Source organism: Bradyrhizobium sp. CCBAU 051011, assembly GCF_009930815.1.
Taxonomy (GTDB): domain Bacteria; phylum Pseudomonadota; class Alphaproteobacteria; order Rhizobiales; family Xanthobacteraceae; genus Bradyrhizobium.
Genome location: NZ_CP022222.1, coordinates 3,504,257 through 3,525,272, shown reverse-complemented (window position 1 = coordinate 3,525,272; position 21,016 = coordinate 3,504,257). Strand labels below are relative to the sequence as shown.

Sequence of the window (21,016 nt, the reverse complement as noted above, 5' to 3'; positions counted from 1 at the left end):
AAAGGCAATGGTCAATCGCGCTTCGTAGGTACGGACCAAAGCAAGTGCGAGTCACCATTTCTCGGCCCACGGTCGGAGCACGACTTCGAACGCCCAGGTCGACCGATGCTGCTGATGAAGCTGAAGATAGGTTTTCGCGATATGGACGGGGTCGGCCATGTTGTCGTCGACGGTCGTTCCCGCCAGCCGGTGCGCGCGGGTCCCGTCCGCTTGAGTCCAGCCGATCGCGGCGTCGATCGGCACATTCGCAACGTGGATCCCCTGCGGCATCAGTTCTCTTGCCATGCTTTGCGCGAGTCCGGACTTGGCATGACACGCCATTGCAAAAGCGCCACTTGACGGGAAGCCCTTGAGCGCCGCGCTGGCGTTCGTGAAGATGATCGTTCCTCTCGCGCCATTGGTGTCGGGTTCGTTTCCGAGCATGAGCCGGGCGGCCTGTTGACCAACCAGAAACGCAGAGAACGCTGAGTTTCGAAGCGTCTCGAGCGCCATCACGGGATCGGCTTCGATAACGCTCTTGCGGAAAATGCCGGGAACCCGGCCATCGATGTTATGCACGACAAGCCTCGGCGTCCCGATGTCTTGAACGACATTTCCGAACAACTGCGCCACGGCCGCCGGTTCGCTGGCATCGCAGGCGTATCGACGTACGCCGTGCGTCTTTTCGAGGGTCTCAAGGACCGCTTTTTCGGGATTCCGGGCTGCGACGCAGACACGCATGCCGCTTTCTGCGAACAGCCGGGCGCAACTCGAGCTGATGCCCGGGCCGCCGCCAACAATGAGTGCAACGCCCTGTACGGAAGGTTGGCTGTCGCTCTTGGATTGAGTCATGTTGTTTCCTCGGATGTGTTTGGTGGCCGGCCGGCGTCGTGGCGTCGCAACTCAGGCAGCGTCATTTCGGGACCTATTGCTTCACTGCAATGACGACCTTACCTCTTGCGCGTCCGGTCTCGACGTAGGCCAAAGCATCTCCGGTCTTCTCAAACGGAAAGACCTTATCCACGACCGGACGGATCACGCCAGACTCGATGAGGGACGTGATTTCGCTCAGCTGCTGCCCCTGCGCACGCATGAACAGGAATGAGAAGCGCACACCCAGGCTTTTGGCTTGCTTCCGCGCACCACGGCTCAGGAGGCGTATCACCAGCTTCAGGAACAGGTTCAACCCTAATTCCCTAGCGAATTCGGGATCCGGCGGCCCCGAGATCGAGATGAGCAGACCAGCCGGCTTCAACACGCGCAGGGATTTTTCAAGCGTCTTGGCGTCCTGGCTGTGCAAGACCACGTCGTAGCCCGACAAAACCTTCTCGAAATCCTGCGACTTGTAGTCGACGACCACATCCGCGCCGAGGCTCTTGACCAGCTCGACATTTTTCGTGCTCGTCGTCGTCGCAACGGTCGCGCCGAGATGCTTGGCAAGCTGGATGGCAAAAGTCCCCACACCACCGGAGCCGGCCTGAATGAAGACCTTCTGCCCGGGCTTCAGCTTGCCTACCTCCACCAGCGCCTGCCAGGCGGTCAGCCCCACCAGCGGAATGGAGGCGGCTTCTTCCATGCTGATGTTTTTGGGCTTTAGCGCCACGTCGGTTTCATTCACGGCAATGAATTCCGCGAATGTTCCTATCCGATGATCGCGCGGCCGTGCATAGACCTCGTCGCCCGCCTTGAACCGCCTGACCTTCGGGCCAACCCGGGTGACGATCCCGGCAACGTCGTGGCCCAGAACGAAAGGCGGACGATACGGCAGGAAGAGTTTGAACTCTCCGTTCCGCACCTTGGAGTCCAGAAGGTTCACACCGGTTGCGTGAACTCGAACCATGACATCATCGTCTCGCACCTCCGGCTCCGGTACTTTGGTCAAGCGCAGAGCGCCCTTCTTTTTGTATTTGTCGACAACGAATGCCTTCATGGTGTCTTCTCCAATCTGAAATACTGTCGCGGCGTCAGGCGCCGAGGAAGGACAAGGCCTTCGGCACGAAAACGGCGTGGTTCTGAAAAATCCCGCCATGACCGGCATCTTCGTAGATAATCAGTTCTGCGCCCGGGATACGGCGCGCCATATCGATGCTGTTTGAGGTCGGCACCATGATATCGCTGTCGCCATTCGCGATCAGCACCGGGATGCGGATGCTGCCGAGATCTTGAGGCGCCTGTCGGCCCCAAGCAGTGATCGCCTTGACTTGCCGCAAGAAAGCGCTGGGCGTAGGCCCCTTGTCCCGGCCTGCCTTGCGCTCTTTCAGCCGTTTCAGGAAGGCTGCCGCCGCTTGGCGGCCATTGGCCGTGGACGTGAAAAACAGGTAGAATTTTGGGTCCCGCAGCGTCAGAAAGCCCTTGATCATCAAAGGCCAGGATACCGGCCACACCTTGTCGATACCTTCGCCACCCGCCGGCCCCGTGCCAGTCAAAATGAGCTTTCGCACCAGGTCCGGTGCTTTCAATGTGACGTCCTGCGCCACAAATCCCCCGAGGGAAAAGCCGAGCAGATCGACCTTCTCGAAGCCCAGCGCGCGGATCAGGGCAATCGCATCCCGCGCCATTTCATCGACGGTCACGGGCGCTGTTCCGCCCGATGCACCGATACCCCTGTAATTGGTCGCGATCACGCGATGCTTGCTGGCGAGACCATCGACAATCCGCGGATCAAAATTGTCGAGAACCGCGCCCCAATGGTTGAGAAGAATTAGCGGCACGCCGGTGCGAGGACCGATGTCGCGGTAGACGAAACTGGTCCCCCCGACATTTATCGAGAGCGTGGGTGCATCTATGTAGCGCACCCCTCGCCCGAGGTTAGTAACAGTACTTGACATGGTCTTCTCCATAGTCCGGCTCGGACCGAAAACTCCAAGATGGGACGGATAATCGGCCGGACGGCACGGCTCTCCATTTGCGCGGCAGTACACGTGCTGATTACGCCAGCCCGGATTGCGATCGCAGAATCTTGTCGAACAGCGTGCGAGGACGCCGGGCGAATGCGACCTGCCGCGCCGCCTAGCCACTCGACGCGCCGGCGAGGAATGCTGTCTTGCACTCCGGCGCCCTCAAGCCCGGCATTATTTTACCTCTCAACTATGAAACGGTCCGCTTCGTCGGCTGCGGCGGTCATTTCGCTTCACTTTTTTGATGACGACCGTCATCTTATCGGATAGATGATGGTCGTCATGCAACATGTCAAGCGGAGTTTTTGCGAATCTGAGAATGCTCGGCCCGTGGCGAGGACCATCGTACGAAGGTCCGGTCCTGCGACAAGCGGAGTGAGCAAACCATGAGGGTGTCGCGCAAAAAGGCGCTGGAGAACCGCGAGCAGATCCTCGAGACTGCGGCGCGCCTGCTGCGCGAGCATGGTTTCGATGGGATCGGCGTTGCCGATATCATGAAAGCAGCCGGGCTGACTCATGGCGGCTTCTATCGCAACTTCGCTTCAAAGGATGATCTGGCGGTCAAGGCCAGCGAACGTGCGATCGCCAACACGACAGCGTTGCTAAAGAATGGACTGGCCCAAAAGCCCAAAGATCCGCTTCGCGCGCTTATCGAAGGCTATGTGTCATCGGCTCACCGTGACGATCCAGGGTCCGGGTGCATTCTGCCAGCATTGGCCGTAGACGCCGCGCGGAGCGACGATCGCGCTCTCCGCGCCGTCTTCATCACGGCGATTCAAGGCTATCTCGACCAGATTGCGAAGCTGCCGTCCGCGAACCCAGGGGCCGCTGGCAGCAGACATCCCGCGGCTATCCTCTCGGAGATGGTTGGCGCTGTCATATTGTCTCGGGTGATTGCGGACGACCCTCTGGCGGAATCGCTGATTGCGGCCGTGGTGGCGGATATTGCCGGACTATCCCCGGAAAACAAATCGGCCGAGGAGTGACTTCAGCCGCCTAGTCTCACCTGAAATTAGGAGCGCGTTTCTCGATGAAGGCCCGCACGGCTTCGGTATGCTGCGCGGTGCTCGCTGCGAGGACCATCTTCTCGGCCTCATGATCCAATGATGTCAAGAAGTCAGCCGACAGCGCAAGATCGAGATTATCCTTGATGGAAGCAAACGCACTCCCCGGACCGTTCGCCAACGTCCTCGCCAATGCAAACGCTTCATCCTGCAGGTCAACATCAGGCACCACGCGATTCACCAGCCCCAGTGCTTCGCAGCGGCGTGCATCGATCCGTTCGGACAGGAACATCAGTTCGCGGGCACGCGCCGTCCCGGCCAGCCGGGTCAACAGCCACGAAATGCCGTAATCGCCCGTGAGCGCAATTCTGGCATAACCAGTCGTCATGATGGTGGATTCGGCTGCGATACGAACGTCGCAGGCGAGCGCGATCGCAAGCCCAGCGCCAGCAGCCGGTCCCGGCAAGGCCGCGATGGTTGGTTTACGCACCGAGACGAGTACGCCGGTCAGGGTTCGTTGACGTTCCTGCAATCGCGCAACCTTGTCACTGAATGACATGGCCGATGCGGCAGAGTTGCCGCCCATCCCCTTGACGTCGCCGCCCGAACAGAAAGCGCTGCCTGCACCGGTGATCAGCAGTGCACCCACGTCCGGATCATCACCGTTGCGCTTGATCATTCGGCGCAGCGCTGGCGTGAGATGGTCGGAAAGCGAATTTCGTGCTTCCGGTCGGTTCAAGGTGATCACTGCGACGCGATCCCGGATTGCACACAGTAGTTCGTCCGTCCCTGTATCAATCGAGATTGACCCATCAGTCATGGTTTTGACCTTTCAAGTCTTGTGTCTGGAGAGCTCTTCGCCACGCGTAGGCGCATTAACTTTTGCTGGCCAGGGTCACCAATTTTCGCGGAATGGCCGCAGTTCCGTGAAGAATGACCATGCCGATCGGTCCTGACCGTAGAGATGGTACAGTTCGTCGGCGATGGCAGTAGGCTTGATGAAGAATTCATCCGGTCTGTCGCTCATCCGCGCACGCATCCGGGGCGTGTCGATCACAGCGTCGATGAGGACATAGGCGACGTGGACGCCGAGAGGCCCCATGTCACGCGCGATCGACTCGGCCAATATACGCTGCGCCGCCTTTGTCGGAGCAAAGCCGGCGAAATTGGCCTTCCCCCGGATCGAAGACGTGTTGCCGGTCACCAGGATTGCGCCCTTGCCTCTCTCGATCATGTCAGGAGCCACTTCGCGGGCCAGGTACAACAAGCCCATCACGTTGACCTCGAAATTGCCCTTCAGCATCTTCGGATCGATTTCGCGAAAGCTTCCCCAGCCTCCTCCGACCGCGTTGTGGATGAGAACTTCGGCCGCGCCGAAACGGCGTTTTACGTCAGTAACCACGGTCCGCACCTGGCTCTCGTCGGAGACGTCGCAGGTCACCGCGTGCACGTCGGGAAGCTCTTGCGCAAGGCGATTGATGAGCTCCGCTGAGCGGGCAAGCGCTATGATACGGAATCCGCCTGCAGAGAACCGCCTGACGATGGCAGCTCCCGTGCCCGGCCCTACCCCGGTCACGATCGCGATTGGTTTCTCGGTCATTTATCGCTCCCTTCGAGCTATTGTCCGGCTGCTTTCATATGAATTCGCTCGGACTGCGACTGATAGGCGGCAGCCTCGTGCACGGGTACCAGAGCCAGACGAACCGCGACGTTCTTGTGGTAGGGCGTGCCCGCAATGGGATCGCGGTTGCCGCTCTCGGTGAGCAGATTGATACGCGGCCCGTTGACAAGGCGCTCGCCGTCCAATGTGGGGTATGCCTGACCGTAGCCGTGCGGCAGCGCCAGCTGGCCATTCCGCATGGCGTCATCGACCTTGCAACGGACGACGAGCCGCCCGACCACCGATTCGACGGCGATCCAGTCACCATCCTTCGCGCCCAACTCGTTCAGATCGCTCGAATTGATCAACATGGCGCCGTCCGGATCCTCGCGACGCCACGCGGGATCGCGAAAGATCTGGTTGGCATTGAACATGCGGCGGCCACCGGCTGCCAACATGAACGGAAACTCCTTTGGCGCGCCCGCTGCTCGTGGATCGAGACGCGCGAGCCATTCCAGCATCCGCGGGACCACCAGCCGAACCTTGCGATCCGAATGGCTGATCAATGACCAGACCTCGTCATAGTCGTGCCGGGTAACCGGCGTGCCCTGCCGGGTGGCTACGATAGTGTCGAACAGGAGATCGCCGAGCTGGTGATCCGCCACCTCGTCCGATGCGCCGATCGCCCGTCGCACCGCTTGCGGCGATCGCTTCGCGCAAGCCAGCGCCGCCCCCCACAAGGGTGCCGCGGCCGCGGTGCCGTCCGGAAGCGTCTGCCCCAGCGTATGGTAGAGCACCAGGGCAGCGACTGCGCCGGGGTTTTCCGCGATGAAAGCACGAAAGGCGATAGCGAACTCGGCTCGGGAACGCCGCGCCGCCTCCCGCAGGGGCGCGAGCACATTGTCACCTGGTAGAAGCCCCAGGGCGATGGCAAGCCGCGTGTAGATCTCGGGCTCCGGCAAGGTGCCGGCGAGCGGCGGCAATACACCGGCACGAACGTGAAAATAGTTCGTCGGAAATTCGAAGTTGAACAGGGTGAATTCGGTTTTCTCAAATTGTGAGGACGCCGGGAGAACGTAATGCGCGAGCCGTGCGGTTTCGGTCATCGCAACGTCGACCACAACGCATAGGTCGAGCGAGCGCAGCGCGCGTTCCACGGCCTCGGTGTTTGCGGCCGTGTTGGCGGGATTGGAACTGTCGATCCAGGCACAGCGCAACCGGTCGGGATGGTCCTTGAGCACCGCTTCGGGGAAAATGTTGGGCGGCAACAGGCCCCCAATAATCGCGTCGCCGGTCGGCGCGAATGTCTGGTTCGGAGAGTTACCCCATAGCGGTTGAAGCCAGCTATGCAATTGGTTGGTGCCTTTACGGCCGAAATTGCCGGAAAGCATGATCAGAAGCTTTTCGAGGTAGGAGTTGAGTGTCGAGTTGATGCCTTGCTGAATACCAAGCTCGACCCGCACCACCATGGCCTTCGCCGCAACGATCATCGCGGCGCAACGCTCCAGGTCAGCGATCGAGATATCGGCAGCGGCAGCCCATTCTTCAACGGGGATGTTTAACAGCGCCTGCCTCACTTCATCGAAGCCGATCGTGTGCTCCTGAATGAACGCGTGATCGATCCGGTCGGACCGGACAAGCGTGGCCAGCAGCGCGCCAAGGAGAAACGCGTCGGCACCGGGACGAACCGCGAGATGCAGATCCGCCATTTCGGCGGTTTCCGTTCGCCTGGGATCAATGACGATCAGCTTGCGCGCGGGATCCTTGCGGATCTGATTGAGATGATCGCGCGCATTGGGGAAGCCGTGCGCGATCCAGGGATTTGCACCGATGACCAGCAAGAGATCGCAATGATGGACGTCCTCGGCGGTGTGGCACGTCTGGCTGCCGAACATGTGGCCATTGACCCAGAAGTCACCGGTTTTCTCCTGCGAAAGGGCGTTGAAGACGCTGCGAGAACCCAGCGCGCGCAACAATCCACTGGCGTAGGCACCGCCGGCATGGTTGCCCTGCCCGCCGCCGCCGTAAAGGGAAATACTCTTGCCGCCATATCTGTCGACGATGTCTCGCAGCCGCTCCGCGATTTCTGCGATCGCCACGTCCCACTCGATTTCATCGAAGCCGCCGTCGGCGCGACGACGCAGCGGCGTCGTGAGCCGATCCCGGTGATGCGCATAATATGGAATCCGGGTCGCCTTGTTGCACAGGTAGCCCTGTGATTTCGGGCTCGAACGGTCGCCCCGTACTTTCTCGAGGCGCCCCTCGTTCACCAAGACTTCGACCCCGCAATTGATGTAACACAGGTTGCAGGCCGTCTTGAGCCATTTGCCGGCCGTCATTTTGACCTCCCTTGTTATGATTCTTCGCAGCGCGTCGCCTTTGTTGTTCTTCGTTGCGGCTTCCGAGTCCGGCCGCCTGCGGTCCTGCGTCCGGCATCGAGGATGCGGTCGGAAAGTTTCCCCGCGCCGACGGCACGCGACAGCACGATCGATCCCACCATGGTTGCGATAGCGCCTGTCGCGATTTGGCGGGCCTGTCGAGGTGGCTCACCGGGAAGCAACTCGACAAGGGCATCGATCATCTTCTCCAGTTTGGAAGCCAGGGCCTGCTGCTCGCTCGGGCTCGATCGCGCGACATCGACGGCCAGGGTTGGAAGCGCGCAACCGTGTTTAGGATTGTCGCGATGCCGGGGACTAAGATAATCGGCGACCAACGCCTCGAAGCGTTCCCCGTCGGCCTTCCCGTTCGCCAGTTTTTTCCATCGCCCAGTCGTTTGGTCCATCGCAAAGGCGATCGCCTCCCTGACAAGCGCGGCACGCGACTCGAAATGGTTATAGAAGCCGCCGTGGGTCAGACCCGCGAGCTTCATCAAGTCGACAACACTGAGCCCTTCCGCGCCCTTTTGGCGCAAACCGTAGGAGGCATTTTCAACGATCCGATCGTGGGTTTGACGCCTGTGGTCTTCTACGTATCGCATTGCCACTCCGTGCAAGGTCCTAAGGCGATCGGCTGCACAACCCGTCCCCATCCCCTCGAAGCAATTCTGGAACCGCGCTTCCTTGAAAGTTCACGGCAACATTTCATTGCAATGCGGGCTATCTTATATGACTATCGTCATATAACAACATCTATCAACAGGAGAGTTCGCCATGGCCGCCGCTTCCGACCCCGTCGTCATCCTTTCTGCCGCCCGCACGCCGCTCGGCCGCTTCATGGGCGAGTTGTCGCCTCTCAGCGCCCACAAGCTCGGCTCCCACGTGATCGGCGCGGCGCTGGAACGGGCCAAGCTGGCGCCCGAGCGGATCGATGAGGTTTTCATGGGCAACGTCTTGCCGGCCGGACAAGGCCAGGCGCCGGCACGCCAGGCCGCCCGCGGCGCCAAACTGCCGGATGCCACCGGCGCCACCACCATCAACAAGGTCTGCGGTTCCGGCATGAAGGCGACCATGCTGGCCCACGACATCATCAATGCAGGCTCCGCCGAAATCGTGCTGTCCGGCGGCATGGAGAGCATGAGCAATGCGCCCTATCTGCTGGCCAAGGCGCGCGGCGGTTACCGCGCCGGCCATGACCGGATCATCGATCACATGATGATGGACGGGCTCGAGGACGCCTACGAGACCGGGCGCTCGATGGGCGATTTCGGCGAGGCCACCGCGGAAGCCTATCAATTCACCCGGAAGGACCAGGACGCCTACGCGATGGAGACTTTGACCCGCGCCCGCAAGGCGGTCGAGGGTGGCGCATTCAAAGCCGAGATCGCGCCGATCACACTGACCGAAAAGACCGGGCCGCGGATCATCGCCAATGACGAGCACCCGCTCAAGGTCGATCCCGCCAAGATCCCCGGGCTGAAAGCCGCGTTCCGCGCCAACGGCACCATCACGCCGGCCGCCTCCTCCGCCAATGCCGATGGCGCTGCGGCGCTCATTCTTGCAAAGCGCTCGCTCGCGGATCGCGACGGCCTCCCCGTACTGGCCGAGATCAAGGGCCACGCCACCCACAGCCAGGAACCGCAATGGTTCACCACCGCGCCGATCCCGGCCATTCGCAAGCTGCTGGACAAGGTCGGCTGGAGCGTCGGCGATGTCGATCTGTTCGAGATCAACGAAGCCTTTGCCGTGGTGGCGATGGCCGCACAGAAGGATCTCGGCATCCCCCGGGAGAAGCTGAACGTCAATGGCGGCGCCTGCGCGCTCGGTCATCCGATCGGTGCCACCGGCGCGCGCCTGATCGTGACGCTGCTGCATGCGCTGGAGGCGCAGAACCTCAAACGCGGCGTTGCAGCCCTTTGCATCGGTGGCGGTGAAGCCACCGCCATCGCGATCGAGCGCGTCGTCCGCAGGTAGCACGGCCGATCCGACCAGAAAGGGCTCGGCGAGCGGCGCGAACCGCGTCACTCGCCGCCTTGTGACCTGCCTATCCCTATCAGCGCGAAAGTTCCCATGGCTGGCCAGTGCCAAACGACCAAAAGCGTGCCGAGGGACGTTCCCGTCTCCAGCGGCCTGGCGATCGCAGTTCTTTCCGTCCTGGCCGCCATGGGAACGCTCGCGACCAACATCTTGCTGCCGTCGCTGCCACAAATTGCGATCTCATTGAATGTCACCAGCGCGGCGGTCACATCCGCCATCACCGTCTTTCTTGCGGTGTTCGGGATAGGCCAACTCCTGGTCGGACCGCTTTCGGATCGCTACGGGAGACGCTGGCCAGTCCTGATCGGATTTGCCGTGTTCATCGGCGGCAGCGTCTGGTGCGGTCTGGCAAATGATCTACCTAATCTTCTGGTCGGCCGCATCGTCCAGGCTGCTGGCGCTTGCGCGACGTCAGTGTTGTCTCGCGCGATCGCCCGCGACATGTTCAGCGGGCCAGCACTGGCGCGTGCGATGGCGCTAATCATGATCGTGATGTCCGCAGCGCCCGGATTCTCGCCTCTGCTTGGCGGCGCACTGGATCACAGTTTTGGCTGGCGCTCCGAATTCGCTCTTGTCGCGGCGTTTGCCGCAGCTGGCGCCATTGCCTACGGCATCGTCCTCGGCGAAACCCACCATTCGATCCGCACGCCGCTCAATCCGGTCGCCATCGCCAGAACCTATGTTGGCCTGATTGGCGATCGTCGTTTCGTTATCCCAGCTGCAACCGCGAGCCTGATCATCGGTGGGCTATTCTCTATGTTTTCAGCTGCACCGCGCCTGTTCATTGAAGCGATGCACTTCACGCCGATCGAGCTCGGCCTCTTCTTCGCCGGCACTGTCTTCATCGTATTCGCCGCGGGTATGCTGGCGACGAAACTGGCGCCACGCTACGGGCTCGATCGCCCGATCCGGGCAGGACTGTGGGCGACGGCCGCCAGTAGCGTTGCGATACTGCTCATCTCAATGATCAGCCCGACTTTCTTGCCGTTTCTGTGCGCGATGTGCGTATTTCTCCTCGGCATGGGCGTTGTCAGTCCACTGGCTACCGCGCGGGCTCTCTCTCCATTCGGGGAGAAGGCCGGCGCCGCCTCGGCGCTGCTGGGTTTCTGGCAGATGATGAACGCTGCAATCGGCGTATGGCTTGCAGCCACGGTGTCGCATGAAGCAATGTTCGCGCTCGGCGTCGTGTTGAGCGCGTTTTCACTGCTCGCACTTGGCCTGTACGCGTGGGGCCTGAGGTCACCTGCTCCCCATTAGGTGCCGTGGAATTCCGGCTTGCTGCTGCCAGGCGGGCGCTTCATCTCGAACATGTTTTCCGACCTGACTTCGAGGTAATCTCCACCACGGCCGGCGCGCAGTATGGGGCGCGCAAGTGCAGTGTTGTAGACGCCGTCCTCGATCAAGGACTTGTCGATGTATACTGCGACGACCTCGCCGAGTACGAACCATCCTTCGACCTTCTCACCGCGCGCATTCGCCAACTGAGAGACCTCGACGACCTTGCATTCCATCGCGGCCCTGCTCTCGCCTACCCGCGGCACCGCTACGTGGCGCCCGGGGATTGGCGTCAGCCCTGCTGTTTCGAACTCGCTCACGCCGTGATCGAGCGGCGTCGCCGTCACGTTCATGCGCTCGCCAAGATCCATCGTAACTAGATTCCAAACAAATTCGCGGGTCTCGCTGACGTTCTTGACGGTGTCCTTCCACGAAATTGAGGAGAACCCGATTATCGGAGGGTCGTAGAGGAACGCGTTGAAGAAGCTGTATGGAGCGAGGTTCAGTTGACCAGCCGCATTGCGTGACGAAATCCAACCAATCGGACGCGGCGCGACAATCGCGTTGAATGGATTATGTCGGAGCCCGTGGCCCTTCGAAGGCTCGTAGTAGTGGAAGTCGGCCAGATCCATAAACTCCCCTCCGCCGAGACTGCCGAAGGCCAGCCATTGCTGGTCAATCGAGCTTCACCATAACAATCACCCCACGCACAACCGTGCGTGGGTATCGCCTCGTTAGAACATCCCGCTACGCGATCGCCCGGGCGGCAGCCGGCCTTTGCTCGGCGCCATCGAGGAAACCAGTCAGGCGTTGACGGATGATTCGCTCGGCATCCGCCATGATGCGGTCGATCAGTTCCTTCACCGTCGGAATGTCGCGAATGAGCCCTACGACCATGCCGCAGCTCCACGCGCCTGCGTCCATGTCGCCGTCGATCATCACCTTCGGATAGACGCCAGCGACCTGCTCGTGGATGTCGCCAATCTTCAGGCTTGCGCCCTTGTCGCGCTCGATCTCGAGCAGATCGTCGACGCCCTTGTTCTTCAAGACGCGCTCGGTATTGCGCAGCGCGCGCATGACCAGCACGGTGTCGAGTTCGGTCGCCTTGACTAGTGCCTGCTTTACATTGTCGTGGACGGGCGCTTCCTTGGTGGCGATGAAGCGGGTACCCATGTTCATGCCGGCAGCCCCCATCGACAGCGCCGCGACGAGGCTCCGCGCGTCCGCCATGCCGCCCGACGCCACGAACGGAATCTTCAGCTCGTCCGCCGCACGGGGCAGCAGGATCATGTTCGGGATGTCGTCCTCGCCGGGATGGCCGCCGCATTCGAAGCCGTCGACGCTGACAGCGTCGCAGCCGATTTTCTCCGCCTTGAGCGAGTGCCGCACCGAGGTGCACTTGTGGATCACCTTGATCCCGGCGGCTTTCAGCGCCGGCATATACTGCTCGGGGCTGCGCCCGGCGGTCTCCACCGCCTTGACACCACCTTCCTTGATAGCGGCGATATATTCCGGATATGGCGGCGCGGTGAAGCTCGGCAGGAAAGTAAGGTTCACACCGAACGGCTGGTCCGTCATGTCGCGGCAGCGCGCGATCTCCTTGGCCAACAGTTCAGGCGTCCGTTGCGTCAGGCCGGTGATGATTCCAAGCCCGCCGGCATTCGACACCGCGGCGGCGAGTTCGGCGAATCCCACATAGTGCATTCCGCCCTGAATGATCGGATGTTCGATGCCGAACATCTCGGTGATTGCTGTCTTCACGTGTACCTCCGATAGGTTAGAAATTACGGCCTTATTGGCTCGTTGTTCGTCAGTGGACAATTTCGAGGAGGCCCGCGGCACCCATGCCGCCGCCAATACACATGGTAACAACTGCATACTTGGCCTGGCGCCGGCGGCCCTCGATCAGGGCATGGCCGGCCAGCCGCGCCCCGGTCATGCCGTAGGGATGGCCGACTGCAATCGATCCGCCATTGACATTAAGCTTTTCCGGGTCGATCCCGAGCTTGTCGCGGCAATAGATCACCTGCACCGCAAATGCCTCGTTCAGCTCCCAGAGATCGATATCATCGATCTTAAGCCCGTGACGCTTGAGTAACCGGGGCACGGCGTAGACCGGCCCCACTCCCATCTCGTCGGGCTCGCAGCCTGCTGCGACAAAGCCGCGGAAGATACCGAGTGGCTTTAATCCTTTCTGTGCGGCCAGCTTGTCGCTCATGATGACGGCGGCACTGGCGCCGTCCGAGAGCTGGCTCGCATTGCCACCGGTAACAGTGAAGCCGGGCCCCTTTGCCGGCTTGACGCCAGCAAGACCCTCGGCCGTGGTATCGGGACGCGGCCCCTCGTCGGCCGACAGTGTCACTTGCTGATACGACACAGCGCCGGTCGCCTTGTCCGTGACCGCCATCGTGGTCTTGATCGGCGCGAGTTCGTCGTTGAAGCGACCGCCCTGCTGCGCTGCCGCCGTCCGCCGCTGACTCTCGAGGCTGTATTCGTCCTGACGTTCGCGCGAGATATTGTAGCGTTTCGCGACGACTTCGGCAGTATCCAGCATCGCGATGTAGGCGTCCCCTTTCATCGCGAGCAGTTCGGGATCGACGGCATGAAAGCCGTTGAACTGGTTGTTCTGAACCAGGCTGATGGATTCGCCGCCGCCGCCGATGGCAACCTCCACGCCATCAAAAATGACCGAGCGCGCAGCCAAGGCAATCGCCTGTAGACCAGATGCGCATTGCCGGTCAATGGTGGTTCCGGCCGCGCTGACTGGGAGTCCGGCGCGCAGCAGCGCCTTGCGTGCAATGTTGGTACCTGTCGTGCCCTGTTGCATGGCGCAACCCATCACAACATCCTCGACTTCGGCGCCCTCCACGTTGGCGCGTGACAATGCAGCGGAGATGGCATGACCCAGCAACGTCGCGCCTTCGGTATTATTGAGGGCGCCCTTGTAGGCCTTGCCAATGGGGGTGCGAGCAGTCGAGACGATTACGGCTTCGGTCATTGTTTACCTCTGGTCGGGGTACGGTAGTCGATTGCTGCGTTGGAAGGACATTTAGCTCTGCTGCGCGTACCGCATCAGATGATAGGCGGGATCGCCGAACTGGACGTTGATGGAGCTTATTCGCTTGAAGTAGTGGCCGACGTTCAACTCGTCGCTCATGCCCATGCCGCCGTGCAGTTGCACGGCCTGCTCCGCGACGAAGCGCGCGGCATAGCCTACCTTCGTCTTGGCGCCGGATGCCAGTTTCGATCCGTCCGCTTCCTTCGATGCCAGCGTTAAATTCAAATGCTGGGTGAGCGAAATCGACTCCTCAAGCGCGATGAACATGTCCACCATGCGGTGCTGCAGCACCTGAAACGTTCCCAGCGCAACACCAAACTGCTTGCGCGTCTTGCTGTACTCGAGCGTCGCCGAGTTCAGCTCCGCCATGGCGCCGACCGCTTCCGCGCAAAGCGCAGCGATGGCGCGATTGCGGCACGCCTCCAGGGCAGCGACGCCCTCGCCTTCGCTCCCCAGCATCTGGCTGGCCGGCACCTCGACTTTCATCAGCGTGAGTTCAGCAGCGCGCCGGCCGTCGATCGTCTTGAAGCTCTGCAGATGCAGATTGGCTGCATGGCGATCGACGACAAACAGACTCACGCCCTGACGATCGCGTGGTCCGCCCGACGTGCGCGCCGAGACGATCAGCTTGTCGGCCCACGGCGCACCGACCACCGCAGCTTTGGTTCCGCTCAGTACAAATTTGTTCCCTTGGCGGCGTGCCGTGGTGGTTACGTTGTTGAAATCATAACGTGATCGTCCCTCCGCCCAAGCTAGGGCCCATATTGCATCGCCCTCCATGATCTTCGGCAGGAATGTTTCGCGCTGCTCGGCCGAGCCGACATCCTCGATCAGACCGCCTGCGAGAACAACCGTCTCGAAATAAGGCTCGACGACGAGGTTACGGCCGAACTCCTGCATCACAATCATCGTCGCGAGCGAGCCGCCACCAAGGCCCCCGGAGCTTTCCTGGAACGGCGCGGCGCAGAGCCCGAGTTCGGCAAAGGATTTCCAGTGCCTGCGGCTCCAGCCTTCGTCGGTCGCAACGATCTTGCGGCGTTCGTCAAAATCATATTGCTCGCGCAGAAACCGTTGAATGCTGGAACGGAGCAATTCCTGTTCTTCGGTCAACTGAATATCCATCGATATGCCTCGTGCGAAGTAATCAGAGACCCAAAACCGCTTTCGCGATGATGTTGCGCTGTATCTCGTTCGATCCCCCGTAAATACTGAGTTTGCGGGAGTTCAGATACTTTTCGGCCGCGGTGTGTCCATAGTCCGGCCCCGGCATGAAGCGGTTGGCGCTTACCGGGTGCTCACGGATGGCCAGACCGTAATTGCCGATCGCCTGGTGCGTCAGATCGGTGATGCGTTGGAATATCTCGGTGCCCCTGATCTTGAACAGTGACGCCGCCGGTCCCGGATCGATGCCGCGCGACATCTGCGCAATGATGCGCAATTCAGTCGCCTCCAAGGCCAGCACATCGAGCTCGACGCGCGCGATCTCCCTGATGAACTCCCCGAACGCCGGATCGTCCTCCCCGACTTCGGCTCTCACGATCTGTTTGAGACGCTCCAGATAACGTGTCGACCGGCCGATCCCGGCCATGCTGGTGCGCTCGTTGCCGAGCAGAAACTTTGCGTAGGTCCAGCCCTTGTTTTCCTCGCCGATCAAATTCCCGGCGGGGACGCTCACATCCTCGAGGAAGACGTCGTTCACCTCATGCGATCCATCGATGGTGATGATGGGCCGCACCGTGACGCCGGGCGATTTCATGTCGATCAACAGGAAGGAGATGCCGGCCTGGGGCTTTGCCGAAGGATCGGTCCGCACCAGGCAGAAGATCCAGTCGGCATGCTGGGCCAGCGTCGTCCAAGTCTTGTGGCCGTTGACGATGTAGTGGTCGCCGTCGCGCACCGCCTTGGTGCGAACGGAAGCCAGGTCGGAGCCGGAGCCCGGTTCCGAATAGCCCTGGCACCACCAGTCGTCCCCGGAGAGAATCCGCGGCAGAAACTTCTTCTTCTGCGCATCATTGCCGAAGGTGTAGATGACCGGGCCGACCATGGTGACGCTGAACGCCAGCGGCGGCAGCGTTCCGGCGCGTGAGGTCTCCTGTTCAAAAATGAAGCGTTGCGTGACCGACCAGCCCGGGCCGCCGTATTCCTTGGGCCAGAGCGGAGCAATCCAACCCTTCTTGTGGAGAATGCGGTGCCAGAGCAGCGACTGCTCCTTGGTCAAATCGGTCTCGGGGTTTGGAACGCGCATTTCCTGCGGATAGTTCTCCGCAATAAAAGCGCGCACCTCGTCACGAAACGCAGCGTCTTCACTGGAAAGATTGAGTTCCATCGTGAGAAGGCTCCCGCTACCACTTCTCGCCGAAGGGACGAATCTCCAGTTCAAAGGTCCAGGCGCTTCTGGGCTGCTGATAAAGCAGCCAATAGGATTCTGCGACCGAGGACGGCGGCATCAAAGCATCGGGATCGTCGAGGGCATTCGGACCGAGCGCCTCGATCCGCCGCTGGCGCACCCATTCGGTGTCGACGCCGGAATCAATGATGAGATGCGCCACGTGAATATTCTTGGGACCCAACTCGCGTGCGGTCGCCTGTGCCACGGCGCGCAGGCCAAACTTGGCGCTGGCGAACGCCGCATAACCCGCCCCGCCGCGCAGACTCGCGGTCGCGCCGGTGAAGAAGATATTGCCCTTGCCGCGCGGCAGCATCAGCCGCGCGGCTTCCCGGCCGGCGAGAAAGCCGGAGTAGCAAGCCATCTCCCATACCTTGCGGAACACGCGCTCGGTGGTATCCAGAATTGGAAAATTGACGTTAGCGCCGATGTTGAAGATGCAAACCTCGAGCGGCGCGTGCTTATCGGCATCACCGAGGAAGGAAATGATCTCCTCCTCTTTGCGCGCGTCGAGGGAGCGCGCGTGAATTTCGCCGCCGGCTTTCTCGATCTCCTTGACGAGGGGCTCGAGCTTGGCGCCGTTACGGCGCCCGGCAAAAACCGTGAAGCCCTCTGAGGCGAACTTCTTTGCGATCTCGCCGCCGATAAAGTCCCCGGCGCCGATCACGGCCACGGTTGCGTTTCTCTTTTGCAAAGGCGTTCTCCCGGTCAGGTTAAGTGAGTTCGTCGCTGGAATCTCGCCGCCTGCCTGGCAGCAGCTCGGTCGCGATGGAAACAGGCCGCGAGTTCATGCTCGCGCATCTTGCCGGTTGAGCTTCCCGGTAAGACATCGACGACGACGATTTTCGGCAGCGGAATATAGGCAGTGAGCCAAGGCTCGATGGAATGTATCAGATGCGCCGCCTTGACGCGCGATCCTGGCGACGGTTGCACGAATGCGACAAGCTCCCCGTCGCCATTAAGGCCTCGTCCGATGACGGCGGATTGCACGTCCTTGCGTGAATTGAGAATTGCCTCGATCTTGGCCGAGAGGGCGCCAATCATTTCCTTGGTACGGCCGAGAATGTACAGGCAATCGCCGTCAAAGCGGGCAACATAACCGGTATTGAACCAGCCTTCGCCGTCGATCACTTTGCCTGAAAGGTCAGGAGCACGGCAATAGCCGCGCACCACGTTGCGCCCGCGCACGTGGAGTTCTCCGACTTGTTCCTTTGAGAGTGGTATGCCGTCGATCGTTCTGAGGCGCCCTTCCACTCCCGGCAGCAACGTGCCAACCACGTGGTGAGAACGCAGCACATCGAAGTCGCCCGTTCTGATTCCAAACGAGGAGAGGACGGTAGCGATCTCTCCAACGCGCAGCTCCAGATCTCGGTAGCTCCTGGACGCCCCGTTCTCGACCAGTGCGATCCGGTCGGGGGCTTCGGCAACCTGCCTTGCCGTCACGTCATGGACGCGGCGCGGCGAGCCGACAGCAATCTCGTCGAGATTGATCGCCTTTGAAAGCTCCGCCACGACCGACCTCCCGACCAAACCGTGCCGCTTTGCAGCGCGGCCGTTCGCCAATTATCTAACGTTCTTTTTTAGAACTCGTCAATCCCTAATTCAGATCGCGAGGTTCCTAAGGGACAACGTGGCTGCCCAATTATTCGTTCGGGGAGAGCGAAAAGCCTAATTTACAACGTATCCTGCCGCCGCTACTATTACAGTATCAAATCAGAACTTATGTAGGAAACGGAATGGCAGAGAGGCACGGCGTTGCGATACTGGTAGGCGCAGGCGACGCCATCGGAGCGGCGGTCGCCCGGCGTTTTGCGAAGGGCGGCTATACGGTTTGCATCTGCAGGCGCGATGCATCCAAGTCGCAGGGGCTTGTGGGCGAGCTGAGGGCTGCGGGGCATAACATTCACGCTTTCAGCGTCGATACCCGCCAGGAAGCAGAGGTCCAAGGCATATTTGCGCGAATCGAGAAGGAGTTGGGGCCCATCGAGGTCTGCCTCTTCAACGCGGGATCGAACGTCAACAAGCCATTGCTGGATACAACCGAGAAGCTGTTCTTCAAGGCTTGGGAGTTGGCCTGCTACGGCGGCTTCCTGGTCGGACGTGAGGCGGCCCGCGTCATGGTTCCGCGCCAACGCGGCACCATCTTCTTTACAGGTGCCACCGCCAGCGTGCGTGGCGGTCCAGGGTTTGCGGCATTTTCATCAGCCAAATTCGGACTTCGGGCAGTAGCTCAGGCGATGGCGCGCGAGCTCGGACCGAAGAATATTCACGTCGTTCATCTCCTGATCGACGCCGGCGTCGACAGCGAGGCGATTCACCAGCGCATGAAAGCGGCGAAGGGGATCGAGCCAGGCGAAATTCCCCCGGATAGCCTGACCAAGACGTCTTCCATTGCAGACGCCTATTGGTTCACCCACCAGCAAAGCAGGGATGGCTGGACCCACGAGCTCGATCTCCGTCCATCCGTGGAGAAGTGGTAACATGAGCGCGACGCCAGACCTGACCCTGTGGGGCGTTGGCACAAGCCGCACCATTCGTGCGCACTGGGCCATGCACGAACTTGGTTTGTCCTACAAATCCAAGCCAATCGGGCCGCGGACAGGCGAGACCAAAACCGCTGAATACACCAGGCTCAATCCCCGCCAGAAGATCCCCTTGCTGCAGGACGGCGATTTCTGCATCGGCGAAAGCGCCGCGATCGTCGCCTATCTGTCGCGAACCTATTCGACGCCCGACCGTTCACTGATTCCCATAACCCAGCGCGAGTTCGCCGCTTGGCTGGAATGGTGCTTCTTCATCGTGGCCGAACTCGACTCCACCAGCCTCTACGTCATGCGCCGCCATCGCGCAGACGCATTGGGCCACATCTATGGAGTTGCGCCCGAAGTCGTCGCACAAGCCGGCGAGTATTTTCGGCAACAGTTACGACACGTTGAGGTGGCGCTGGCAGATGGGCGGACGTTCTTGATGGGTGACCAATTTACCAGCGCTGACATCCTGCTGACGACTTGCCTGGATTGGGCCATCGCTTACGGCGTTGGTATTTGCGACAACGCGCAACCCTATCTCGAACGTATCCAGGGGCGGGAGGCTTATCGGCGGGCTGTGGCCGCGAATGTCCCGGTGTCACCGATTACCCCGGCCGCGGCGAAAGGCTAACAGAGGTTCGCCGGTCGCGAACAGGGCTTCGGTTCAGACGGCCACGCGAACGCTGCGTCCGGCGACCATCTTGTCGATGGCGCTGTCGTCGTAACCCAGTTCCCGCAACACGACGCGCGAGTGCTCGCCGATCCGGGGAGCAGGCCCGCCGATCGCGGCCTCATTGATCTCAAAGCGGGCCGCCGGCTTCGGCTGCCTTACCCGCCCGACCTTCGGCTGATCGAACTCCGCGATGATTTGACGCGCGATCACCTGTTCATTGTGGATGATTTCGCCCCGGCGCAGGATCGGCGCGCACGGCACGTCGGCAGCGTCGAGGCGCTCCAGCCATTCGGCGGTGGTGTGTTGAGCAATGTATTCCGCCATCTTGTTGATGCGCGCCGTGGCGTTGACCGAACGCGCCGATGGTGTCGCAAACCGAGGATCGTTGGCAAGTTCGGGATCGCCGGAGGCGCGGCAAAAGCCCTGCCACTCGGAATCCGAAATAGTACCGGCGGTGATGTAGCCATCGCTGGTCTTGAACACCAGATCGGGCCGGTCGTTGGGGTCGGCGGCGGCGGCCTCGGCGCCGACGACCGTATACTGCATCATGCCTTCCGGCCACAGGTAGGAAATCATCGCGTCGAGCATAGCGATCTGAATATGATCGCCCTGCCCGGTTTTCTCGCGGGCGTAGAGCGCCGCCGCCACCGCCTGTGCGGCGAACACCGCGGTGGTCTTGTCGCATACGATCGTGCGGATCATCTGCGGACGATTTGTGACCGGCTGGGACTGGATATCGGCGAAGCCCGACAGGCCCTGAATGATCGGATCGTAGACGCGCTTCTTCACGTACGGGCCGGTATCGCCAACGCCGCTGATCGAGACGTAGATCAGGCGCGGATGCCGCTTGCGCAACTCGTCCACCCCGAGTCCGAGGCGCTCCATGGTGCCGGGCCGGAAGTTCTGCACCAGCACGTCAGCCTGCGTGACCAGCCTGGCGAGCACCTCGCAGCCAGCCGCGCTCTTGACGTCAATCGACAGCGAACGCTTGCCGCGGTTCGAAGAGATGAACAGCGCCGAGAACTCGCCGTCCTTATCGATCGTGGCACGGCTGCGGCGGGTGATGTCGCCGCCGATCGGCTCGATCTTCAGGACGTCGGCGCCCTGATCCGCCAGAAACATGGTCGCGAATGGGCCCGACACAACGCCGGTCAGGTCGAGGACACGAACACCGCTAAGCGGGCCAGGCATGGGCATTCTCCCT

At 61.2% G+C, this 21,016-nt stretch carries 20 protein-coding genes; 5 read left to right on the top strand and 15 right to left on the bottom strand.

Features of this window, described 5'->3' with window-relative positions:
- Positions 1 to 51: 51 nt before the first annotated feature.
- The 3 genes from ACH79_RS16655 to ACH79_RS16645 all read right to left on the bottom strand — a co-directional run bounded on the left by ACH79_RS16655 (position 52) and on the right by ACH79_RS16645 (position 2,807).
- Positions 52 to 831, bottom strand: coding sequence for an SDR family oxidoreductase (locus ACH79_RS16655; RefSeq protein WP_161851953.1), 780 nt, complete (start codon positions 829 to 831; stop codon positions 52 to 54).
- A 73-nt stretch (positions 832 to 904) separates the two neighbouring features.
- The gene (locus ACH79_RS16650) at positions 905 to 1,909 is read right to left on the bottom strand and encodes an NADP-dependent oxidoreductase (RefSeq protein WP_161851952.1); all 1,005 of its coding nucleotides are present in this window, start codon (positions 1,907 to 1,909) and stop codon (positions 905 to 907) included.
- 34 nt (positions 1,910 to 1,943) lie between these two features.
- A complete protein-coding gene (locus tag ACH79_RS16645; protein WP_161851951.1) occupies positions 1,944 to 2,807 on the bottom strand; it encodes an alpha/beta fold hydrolase in 864 nt (287 codons plus the stop codon).
- Positions 2,808 to 3,268: 461 nt separating this feature from the next.
- On the opposite strand from ACH79_RS16645, the gene ACH79_RS16640 reads away from it, so the two are divergent.
- Positions 3,269 to 3,862 carry a TetR/AcrR family transcriptional regulator gene (locus tag ACH79_RS16640; protein ID WP_161851950.1) on the top strand — a complete coding sequence of 198 codons (594 nt, stop codon included), beginning with the start codon at positions 3,269 to 3,271 and terminating at the stop codon, positions 3,860 to 3,862.
- A 16-nt stretch (positions 3,863 to 3,878) separates the two neighbouring features.
- On the opposite strand, the gene ACH79_RS16635 is transcribed toward ACH79_RS16640, so the two are convergent.
- The 4 genes from ACH79_RS16635 to ACH79_RS16620 form a co-directional block, all read right to left on the bottom strand.
- Positions 3,879 to 4,700, bottom strand: coding sequence for an enoyl-CoA hydratase-related protein (locus ACH79_RS16635; RefSeq protein ID WP_161851949.1), 822 nt, complete (start codon positions 4,698 to 4,700; stop codon positions 3,879 to 3,881).
- A 75-nt stretch (positions 4,701 to 4,775) separates the two neighbouring features.
- The gene (locus tag ACH79_RS16630; protein ID WP_161851948.1) at positions 4,776 to 5,480 is read right to left on the bottom strand and encodes an SDR family NAD(P)-dependent oxidoreductase; all 705 of its coding nucleotides are present in this window, start codon (positions 5,478 to 5,480) and stop codon (positions 4,776 to 4,778) included.
- Between the two features lie 17 nt (positions 5,481 to 5,497).
- Entirely contained in the window at positions 5,498 to 7,819 is a 2,322-nt protein-coding gene (locus ACH79_RS16625) for a molybdopterin-dependent oxidoreductase (RefSeq protein WP_161851947.1), read from the bottom strand.
- 14 nt (positions 7,820 to 7,833) lie between these two features.
- Complete coding sequence (locus ACH79_RS16620; RefSeq protein WP_161851946.1) at positions 7,834 to 8,457, bottom strand: TetR/AcrR family transcriptional regulator; 624 nt, start codon at positions 8,455 to 8,457, stop codon at positions 7,834 to 7,836.
- A gap of 172 nt (positions 8,458 to 8,629) precedes the next feature.
- Between ACH79_RS16620 and ACH79_RS16615 the strand changes: the two genes are divergently transcribed.
- Together ACH79_RS16615 and ACH79_RS16610 are read left to right on the top strand one after the other, a co-directional pair.
- A complete protein-coding gene (locus tag ACH79_RS16615) occupies positions 8,630 to 9,829 on the top strand; it encodes an acetyl-CoA C-acyltransferase (protein WP_161851945.1) in 1,200 nt (399 codons plus the stop codon).
- Positions 9,830 to 10,042: 213 nt separating this feature from the next.
- Positions 10,043 to 11,149, top strand: a complete 1,107-nt coding sequence (locus tag ACH79_RS16610; protein WP_246738567.1) for a multidrug effflux MFS transporter — start codon at positions 10,043 to 10,045, stop codon at positions 11,147 to 11,149.
- Here ACH79_RS16610 and ACH79_RS16605 read toward each other — a convergent pair.
- From ACH79_RS16605 to ACH79_RS16575, 7 genes are all read right to left on the bottom strand, one after another.
- Positions 11,146 to 11,799: a flavin reductase family protein gene (locus ACH79_RS16605; protein WP_161851943.1), complete on the bottom strand. Its 654-nt coding sequence runs from the start codon at positions 11,797 to 11,799 to the stop codon at positions 11,146 to 11,148. The two genes, ACH79_RS16610 and ACH79_RS16605, sit on opposite strands and share 4 nt — an antisense overlap.
- A gap of 115 nt (positions 11,800 to 11,914) precedes the next feature.
- A complete protein-coding gene (locus ACH79_RS16600) occupies positions 11,915 to 12,928 on the bottom strand; it encodes a nitronate monooxygenase family protein (protein ID WP_161851942.1) in 1,014 nt (337 codons plus the stop codon).
- A gap of 49 nt (positions 12,929 to 12,977) precedes the next feature.
- Entirely contained in the window at positions 12,978 to 14,165 is a 1,188-nt protein-coding gene (locus tag ACH79_RS16595; RefSeq protein ID WP_161851941.1) for an acetyl-CoA C-acyltransferase, read from the bottom strand.
- A gap of 51 nt (positions 14,166 to 14,216) precedes the next feature.
- Entirely contained in the window at positions 14,217 to 15,347 is a 1,131-nt protein-coding gene (locus ACH79_RS16590; protein ID WP_161851940.1) for an acyl-CoA dehydrogenase family protein, read from the bottom strand.
- 22 nt (positions 15,348 to 15,369) lie between these two features.
- Positions 15,370 to 16,551 carry an acyl-CoA dehydrogenase family protein gene (locus ACH79_RS16585; RefSeq protein ID WP_161851939.1) on the bottom strand — a complete coding sequence of 394 codons (1,182 nt, stop codon included), beginning with the start codon at positions 16,549 to 16,551 and terminating at the stop codon, positions 15,370 to 15,372.
- 16 nt (positions 16,552 to 16,567) lie between these two features.
- A complete protein-coding gene (locus ACH79_RS16580) occupies positions 16,568 to 17,305 on the bottom strand; it encodes an SDR family oxidoreductase (protein WP_161851938.1) in 738 nt (245 codons plus the stop codon).
- A 14-nt stretch (positions 17,306 to 17,319) separates the two neighbouring features.
- Complete coding sequence (locus ACH79_RS16575) at positions 17,320 to 18,123, bottom strand: AMP-binding protein (protein ID WP_246738566.1); 804 nt, start codon at positions 18,121 to 18,123, stop codon at positions 17,320 to 17,322.
- Between the two features lie 224 nt (positions 18,124 to 18,347).
- On the opposite strand from ACH79_RS16575, the gene ACH79_RS16570 reads away from it, so the two are divergent.
- Together ACH79_RS16570 and ACH79_RS16565 are read left to right on the top strand one after the other, a co-directional pair.
- Entirely contained in the window at positions 18,348 to 19,091 is a 744-nt protein-coding gene (locus ACH79_RS16570) for an SDR family NAD(P)-dependent oxidoreductase (RefSeq protein WP_161851936.1), read from the top strand.
- Between the two features lies 1 nt (position 19,092).
- Positions 19,093 to 19,770 carry a glutathione S-transferase family protein gene (locus tag ACH79_RS16565; RefSeq protein ID WP_161851935.1) on the top strand — a complete coding sequence of 226 codons (678 nt, stop codon included), beginning with the start codon at positions 19,093 to 19,095 and terminating at the stop codon, positions 19,768 to 19,770.
- Between the two features lie 33 nt (positions 19,771 to 19,803).
- Here the strand turns inward: ACH79_RS16565 and ACH79_RS16560 are convergent, their stop codons facing one another.
- Positions 19,804 to 21,003, bottom strand: a complete 1,200-nt coding sequence (locus ACH79_RS16560) for a CaiB/BaiF CoA-transferase family protein (RefSeq protein ID WP_161851934.1) — start codon at positions 21,001 to 21,003, stop codon at positions 19,804 to 19,806.
- Positions 21,004 to 21,016 lie beyond the last annotated feature (13 nt).